7 protein-coding genes are annotated in these 7,545 nt (G+C 72.1%); all 7 read right to left on the bottom strand.

The window, feature by feature from the left end; all coding sequences use genetic code 11:
* Positions 1-442 precede the first annotated feature (442 nt).
* Positions 443-1,702 (bottom strand): tyrosine--tRNA ligase, encoded by a 1,260-nt coding sequence (gene tyrS / locus ACFVQ3_RS07725; protein WP_387637092.1) that lies wholly within the window; start codon positions 1,700-1,702, stop codon positions 443-445.
* Positions 1,703-1,834: 132 nt separating this feature from the next.
* Entirely contained in the window at positions 1,835-2,509 is a 675-nt protein-coding gene (locus ACFVQ3_RS07720) for a DNA-3-methyladenine glycosylase (RefSeq protein WP_387637090.1), read from the bottom strand.
* A gap of 81 nt (positions 2,510-2,590) precedes the next feature.
* Positions 2,591-3,226, bottom strand: coding sequence for a uridine kinase (locus tag ACFVQ3_RS07715; protein WP_387637087.1), 636 nt, complete (start codon positions 3,224-3,226; stop codon positions 2,591-2,593).
* A 13-nt stretch (positions 3,227-3,239) separates the two neighbouring features.
* The gene (gene argH / locus ACFVQ3_RS07710) at positions 3,240-4,718 is read right to left on the bottom strand and encodes an argininosuccinate lyase (protein WP_387637085.1); all 1,479 of its coding nucleotides are present in this window, start codon (positions 4,716-4,718) and stop codon (positions 3,240-3,242) included.
* A gap of 3 nt (positions 4,719-4,721) precedes the next feature.
* Positions 4,722-5,951: an argininosuccinate synthase gene (locus tag ACFVQ3_RS07705; RefSeq protein WP_138824679.1), complete on the bottom strand. Its 1,230-nt coding sequence runs from the start codon at positions 5,949-5,951 to the stop codon at positions 4,722-4,724.
* A 103-nt stretch (positions 5,952-6,054) separates the two neighbouring features.
* On the bottom strand, positions 6,055-6,600 hold the full coding sequence (locus ACFVQ3_RS07700) for an arginine repressor (RefSeq protein WP_387487455.1): 546 nt from the start codon (positions 6,598-6,600) through the stop codon (positions 6,055-6,057).
* Positions 6,597-7,544: an ornithine carbamoyltransferase gene (gene argF, locus ACFVQ3_RS07695; RefSeq protein WP_387637083.1), complete on the bottom strand. Its 948-nt coding sequence runs from the start codon at positions 7,542-7,544 to the stop codon at positions 6,597-6,599. Before argF ends, ACFVQ3_RS07700 begins: the two co-directional genes overlap by 4 nt.
* Position 7,545: the final 1 nt, after the last annotated feature.

Genomic DNA, 7,545 nt, shown 5'->3' with positions numbered 1-7,545 from the left:
TGGCATTAACTATCAAGCACACTGTTGAGTTCTCAAGCAACCGACACGCACCGACTCCAACCCACCAGGGGCCTTCACTCGGGGCAACTTCTCTACCTTACCAGGTCTGAGTCTCGGTGTCTACCGCGACTCTTCTCCGGCTCCCTCACGAGTCGACAGATCCAGGACCTGAAGTTCGTGTGGGTGGCCTGCCCGTGGGACCAGCCACTTCGCGGCGGCTCCGAGGAGCTTCGCAGTGGTGTCTGTTCCTCCCTGTCGAGCTGACATCCAGAAGATTACGTCGAGGTGACGGGCGAGGTCAAACCCGGGCGCGGTGACCCCGGTCACCGAGCCGTCGCTTACCCTGCCGTTCCGCCCCCGACGGTCGCCCGGCCTGCACCTCCGACGACGGCGGGGCCGGGGGAACGCTCCCCCCGGCCCCGCCGTCATGCACGCAGGTCGGTCACTCGACCTCGGCCACCGCGAGCGTCCGCTTGCCCCTGCGCAGGACGGCGAATCGCCCGTGCAGCAGGTCGTCCGCCCCGAGCGTCGCGTCCTCGGACGTCACCTTCACGTTGTTGACGTAGGCGCCGCCCTCGGCGATCGCACGACGCGCCGCGCCCTTCGAGGCAACGAGCCCCGAGCCCACGAGGAGGTCGACGACCAGCTCGCCGGGCGCCGCCGTCGTGCGCGGGAGCTCTGCCACTGCCGCAGCCAGCGTGCCGGCGTCGAGCGCAGCCAGGTCCCCGCGGCCGAAGAGCGCCTGGCTCGCCGCGATGACCGCCTCGGTCGCCGCGGCGCCGTGGACCAGCGTGGTGACGTCGGCCGCGAGCGCCTTCTGCGCCTCGCGCGCCGCAGGGCGCTCGGCGACGGCGCGCTCGAGCTCGGCGATCTCCTCAGCGGTACGGAAGGTGAAGATCTTGAGCCAGCCCACCACGTCGGCGTCGTCCGCGTTGACCCAGTACTGGTAGAACGCGTACGGGCTCATCATGTCGGGGTCGAGCCACACGGCCCCGCCCTCGGTCTTGCCGAACTTGGTCCCGTCCGCCTTGGTGATGAGCGGCGTCGTCAGAACGTGCACCGACGCACCCTCGGCCTTGCGGATGAGCTCGACGCCCGAGAGCAGGTTGCCCCACTGGTCGTTGCCGCCCGTCTGGAGCGTGACGCCCTCGCGCCGGAACAGCTCGAGGTAGTCGTTGCCCTGGAGGATCTGGTAGCTGAACTCGGTGAAGCTGATGCCCTCGTCGGACTTCAACCGGCGGGCCACGGTGTCCTTGGCCAGCATGGTGCCCAGGCGGTAGTGCTTGCCGATCTCCCGCAGGAAGTCGATCGCCGTGAGCTCACCGGTCCAGTCGAGGTTGTTCGCGATGCGCGCCGGGTTGTCGCCCTCGAAGTCGAGGAAGCGCGAGACCTGCGCCTTGAGGCGCTCGGTCCACTCGGCGACCGTGTCCTTGGTGTTGAGGATCCGCTCCCCCGACTGGCGCGGGTCACCGATCATGCCCGTGGCGCCACCGACGAGCGCGATGGCGCGGTGGCCGGCGAGCTGCAGGTGACGCAGGAGGATGAGCTGGACCAGGTGCCCGTGGTGCAGGCTCGGCGCGGTCGGGTCGAAGCCGCAGTAATACGTGACGGGTCCCTCGGCCAGCGCAGCACGCAGCGCGGCCTCGTCGGTGGACTGCGCCACCAGGCCTCGCCATTGCAACTCGTCGAGAACGTCGTTCACTGCATCTCCTTCGTCGTGCCCGCGCGCGGTGCGGCGCGGGCGTGGGACGGGCACGCCGTCGTCCTGCGCGCCCGAGGTCCTAGTCTGCCGTGTCCTGCCCTCCGGTACCGACTCCGTCCCGGAGCGGCGACCTCAGCGGGTGCGCCGGGTCGCGGGCCGGTACGCGGAGACGGTGGGGTCGCCCGTGAGCCACAGGCGCCACGGATAGACGCTCGCGTCGCCCCCGTCGCCGCTCACGCCGACGCGTGGTCCGGTCGCGATCGCGGGCCGCAGGGTCCGAACGTCCCGGTGCACGACGACGTCGCCCGCCTCGTCCGTCACGTCCAGCCCGTAGTGGGCCAGGTCCAGGCCGAGCGCCACGGCGAGCCGCGCCGGACCGCGCGCGATCTGGCGGTCCGAGTCGCAGACGCCGGCCTCCAGCCGACGCGTCCGGGCCAGCTCGACGCCGTCGGTCACCTCGCCCGCCCGCAGGAGGACCGCCGACGCGGAGCCCACCGGGCCGCAGACCACGTTGACGCAGTGGTGCAGCCCCAGGTGGCGGTAGACGTACAGGTGACCCGGCTCGCCGTACATGGCCCGGTTGCGTTCGGAGCGTCCCCGGAAGGCGTGCGACCCCGGGTCCCGCTCGCCGTCGTAGGCCTCCACCTCGGTGAGGCGGACGGTGACGCTGCCCGCGGGCGTCCGGTGCGTGATCGAGGCCCCCAGGAGGTCGCGCGCGACCTCGAGGCTCGGGCGGGCGAACCATCCGCGCGCGGGGACGTCCGGTGTGGGGGCGTCGAGGTCCGTGGTGGAGCGGGACTCGGTCACGTGGGCCTCCTGGCTGGGCGGGCGTCTCCCCCGCAATCTACGCCCCGCATGTTTCGACTTCTCGCCTGCGGGGGTGGGCTGTCAGACGTCGCCCGCGTGCTCCTGCGCACGAGGACGCGGCGAGACCGGCTCGCCGAACCCGTCGAGCACGACGTCGGCCCGCTCGGCCGTCCCCTCGGCCGCGTAGACCGCCCGCTCCGAGGCCATCCACTCGAGCCAGTGCACCCGGGCCTCCTGACCGTCACGTGCGAGACCACGCGCCAGGCGGAGCTCGTCGTCGGCCTCGACCCACACGAGAAGCGTCGTCACGTCGGCGATCCGCCGAGCGCCCGCACCGCAGCCCTCGACCACGAGGAACGGGGCTCGCGGGACGTCGTGCCACTCGGCGAAGTCCTCGAGCGTCCAGTCGTACCGCTGGTACCTCCCGGGCCGACCGGCGGAGAGCGGGTCGAGGACCTGCTCGACGAGCCGCCCCACGCCCGCCGTCATGCCCGTCCAGCCCTCGTACAGGTCGTCCATGTGGATCACCTGGGCAGGCAGGGCCGCCGCGAGCTGCGCGGCCAGGGTCGTCTTGCCCGACCCTGCCGGGCCGTCGACGACGACCAGGCGGCAGCCCTCCCCGGCAGGGACGCCCGGACCCGCCGGACGTCCCTGGCCGAGGCGCGCTGCGCCGTCGTGCACGCGGGCCACGAGGTCGTCGAGGACCGCAGCGCTCACGCTCACGGCGACCTCAGCCCTGCACCCAGAAGCGGTACTCGGCCGAACGCACCTTGGCCTCCTCGAGCTGCTCCGCGACACGCGCGGGAGCCGTGCCGCCCACCGCGTCGCGCGAGGCGAGCGACCCCTCGACCGTGAGCACGTCCCGCACCCCCGGGGTGAGGTGCTCGGAGATGTCCGCGAGGTCCGTGTCCGTCAGGTCCCACAGCTCGATGCCGCGCTCCTCGCAGACCCGCACGCACGCACCCGCGACCTCGTGCGCCACCCGGAAGGGCACGCCCTGACGGACGAGCCACTCCGCGATGTCGGTCGCGAGCGAGAAGCCCTGCGGCGCGAGGGACGCCATGCGCTCGGTGTCGAACGTCAGGGTGCGGACCATGCCCGCGTACGCGGGGAGCAGGACCTTGAGGGTGTCGACCTGGTCGAACACCGGCTCCTTGTCCTCCTGCAGGTCACGGTTGTACGCGAGCGGCAGGCCCTTGAGCGTGGCCAGCAGACCCGTCAGGTCCCCGATCAGACGCCCGGCCTTGCCGCGCGCGAGCTCGGCGATGTCCGGGTTCTTCTTCTGCGGCATGATGCTGGACCCCGTGGAGTAGGCGTCGTCCAGGCGGACGAAGCCGAACTCCTTGGTGTTCCAGATGATGATCTCCTCCGCGAAGCGCGAGAGGTCGACCCCCAGCATCGCCGAGACGAACGCGAACTCCGCGACGACGTCGCGCGAGGCCGTGCCGTCGATCGAGTTCTCGACCGGGCCGTCGAAGCCCAGGTCCGCCGCGACGGCCGCCGGGTCCAGACCCAGCGACGAGCCCGCGAGCGCGCCCGAGCCGTAGGGCGAGCGCCCCGCCCGGACGTCCCAGTCGATGAAGCGGTCGACGTCGCGCAGCAGCGGCCACGCGTGCGCCAGCAGGTGGTGCGCGAGCAGCACCGGCTGCGCGTGCTGCAGGTGCGTGCGGCCCGGCATCGGGGCGCCGGGGTGCGCCTCGGCCTGCTCGACGAGGGCGTCGACGACGTCGAGCACCAGGAGCCCGATCGCCCGGGCCTCCTCGCGCAGGTACGACCGCACGAGCGTCGCGATCTGGTCGTTGCGCGAACGCCCCGCGCGCAGCTTGCCCCCGAGCTCCGGACCCGCGCGCTCGATGAGCCCGCGCTCGAGGGCCGTGTGCACGTCCTCGTCGGCCAGGACCGGCAGGAAATCGCCCGACCCGACGTCGGCCGAGAGCACGTCCAGCGCCTCGAGCATCGCGGTCAGCTCGTCGTCGTCGAGCAGACCCGCCGCCGCGAGCACCTTGGCGTGGGCCCGGGAGCCCGCGATGTCGTGCTGCGCGAGGCGCCAGTCGAAGTGCGTCGACTGCGACAGGGCGGCCAGGGCCTCGGCGGGACCGCCGGCGAACCGGCCGCCCCACAGGCTCACCGGAGCCTGTGACACGCCGGCTGCGCCCTGCACCTCGCCCACTTCGCCCGCCGCGGCGCCGGACGTGATCTCGTCACCCATGGTTCACAGGCTCCCGGTGCCGAAGTCCACGCCGTTGCCGAACTTCTCGTCGCGGGCCGCGGAGAGCTTTGCCGTGAGGCCGAAGATCTCGATGAAGCCCTTGGCCTGCGACTGGTCGAACGAGTCGCCCTCGTCGTAGGTCGCGAGGTTGAAGTCGTACAGGCTCGACTCGCTGCGGCGGCCCGTCACGGTCGCACGGCCACCGTGCAGGACGAGGCGGATGTCGCCCGAGACGTAGCGCTGGGTGTCGTCGATGAAGACGTCGAGCGACTTCTTGAGCGGGCTGAACCACATGCCGTCGTAGACCAGCTCGGTCCAGCGCTGCTCGACGCCACGCTTGAAGCGGGCCTGCTCGCGCTCGAGGGTCACGTTCTCGAGCTCCTGGTGCGCCGCGATGAGCGCGATCGCGCCCGGGGCCTCGTAGATCTCACGGGACTTGATGCCGACCAGGCGGTCCTCGACGATGTCGATGCGGCCCACGCCCTGGGCGCCGGCGCGACGGTTCATCTCCTGGATGGCCTGCAGCGGGGTCACCGCGACGCCGTCGAGCGCGACCGGCACGCCCTGCTCGAACGTGATGACGACCTCGTCCGCGACCGGCGGGAACGTCGGGTCGTCGGTGTAGTTGTAGACGTCCTTCGTCGGGGCGTTCCAGATGTCCTCGAGGAAGCCCGTCTCGACCGCACGGCCCCACACGTTCTGGTCGACCGAGAACGGGTTGTGCTTGGTCGTCGCGATCGGCAGCGAGTGCTTCTCGGCGTACGCGATGGCCTTCTCACGCGTCAGCGCGAGGTCGCGGACCGGCGCGATCGTCTTGAGCTCGGGCGCGAGCGACGTCGTCGCGACCTCGAAGCGGACCTGGTCGTTGCCCTTGCCCGTGCAGCCGTGCGCGACGGTCGTCGCGCCGAACTGGCGGGCCGCGCGCACCAGGTGCTTGACGATCACGGGGCGCGAGATCGCGGAGACCAGCGGGTAGCGGTCGAGGTACAGGCCGTTCGCGCGCAGCGCGGGCATGCAGTACTCTTCGGCGAACTCGTCGCGGGCGTCCGCGACGTAGGCCTCGACGGCGCCGCAGTCGAGGGCGCGCTGGCGGATGACCTCGAGGTCCTCGCCGCCCTGGCCGACGTCGACCGCGACGGCAACGACCTCGGCCCCGGTGGCCTCGCCGATCCAGCCGATGGCAACGGAGGTGTCCAGGCCGCCCGAGTAGGCGAGCACGACGCGTTCAGTCATGACTTGTTCTCTTCCTTGCGTGGGGTGATGGGTCCAAGTGTGGCAGCCGCCGAGGCTCGGCGGCCGCCGTGGTCGCTGCGCGGCCCGTGAGGGCCGACGCGGGCTAGGAGGTCGTGGGTGTGGCCGGGGCCACGGGGTTGGTCAGGGCCAGGAAGCGCGCGGCCAGGTCCTCGCCGCCGTCGACGTCGCGCGAGATCACCAGGACGGTGTCGTCCCCCGCGATCGTGCCCAGGACGCCGACGAACACCGAGTGGTCGATCGCCGAGGCCAGGTACTGCGCCGCGCCGGGCGGCGTGCGCAGCACGACCAGGTTGCCCGACGCCTCGGCCGAGACCAGGAGCTCGGCGCACAGCCGCGCGAGCCGGGCCGCGACGTACTCGGCGTCGTTCGCGACCTGGACCGAGCGGTCGCCGCCCTCTCCGGGCACCGCGTAGACCAGCGCGCCCGACGCGCTGCGGACCTTCTCGGCCCGCAGCTCGATGAGGTCGCGAGACAGCGTCGCCTGCGTGACGCTCACCCCGTCCTCGGCGAGCGCCTTGGCGAGCTCGGCCTGGGAGTGGATCTCGTGCCGGGCGACGAGCTGCGCGATGCGCGCGTGGCGTGCCGCCTTGGTGGTGGGCACGCTCCCCGGACCGAGAGCGGTCGTCACGAGCGTTCCAGCAACCAGGTCAGCAGCGCCTTCTGGGCGTGCAGGCGGTTCTCGGCCTCGTCCCAGACGGCCGACCGCGGACCGTCGATGACCTCGGCCGTGATCTCCTTGCCGCGGTACGCGGGCAGGCAGTGGAGCACGAGCGCGTCCTCGGCGGCGACCGCCATGAGCTCGGCGTTGACCTGGTACGGAACGAACGGCAGCTCGCGCTCGGCCGCGCTCGCCTCGTCGCCCATGGAGACCCAGGTGTCGGTCGCGACGACGTCCGCGCCGCGCGTGGCCTCGACCGCGTCCGTGGTCACGAGCACGGAACCGCCGGTCTCGCGCGCGATGCGCTCGGCGTCGGCGACCACCGCCGGGTCCGGCAGGAAGCCGGCCGGGGCCCCGATTCGCACGTGCATGCCCGCGGTCACGCCGCCCAGGAGGTAGGAGTGCGCCATGTTGTTGGCGCCGTCGCCCAGGTAGACGAGCGACGTCCCGGCGAGCGAGTCGACGCCGCCCCGCAGCTGGGCGACCGTCAGCAGGTCCGCGAGGATCTGGCACGGGTGGAATTCGTCGGTCAGGGCGTTGACGACCGGGACGGTCGCGACCCGGGCCATCTCCTCGACGCGCTCCTGGCCGAAGGTCCGCCACACGATCGCCGACGTCTGACGGTCCAGGACCCGGGCCGTGTCCGCGATGGGCTCGCCGCGCCCGAGCTGGCTCGACGCTGCGTCGATCACGAGCGGGTAGCCACCGAGCTCGGCGATGCCGACCGAGAACGACACGCGTGTGCGGGTCGAGGGCTTGTCGAAGATCACCGCGACGGCCTGCGGCCCGCGCAGCGGCGTGCGGATGAAGCGGTCCTCGCGGAAGCCGAGGCCCAGCTCGAGGACCTCGCGCTGCTCGGCGGGGGTCAGGTCGTCGTCGCGCAGGAAGTGTCGGACGGGGGCGGTCGAGGTCACT

The organism is Oerskovia sp. NPDC057915 (assembly GCF_042887685.1).
In the GTDB taxonomy this organism is placed as follows: domain Bacteria; phylum Actinomycetota; class Actinomycetes; order Actinomycetales; family Cellulomonadaceae; genus Oerskovia.
The sequence above is the reverse complement of the archived record's forward strand: the minus strand, read 5'-3'. Positions and strand labels throughout refer to the sequence as shown.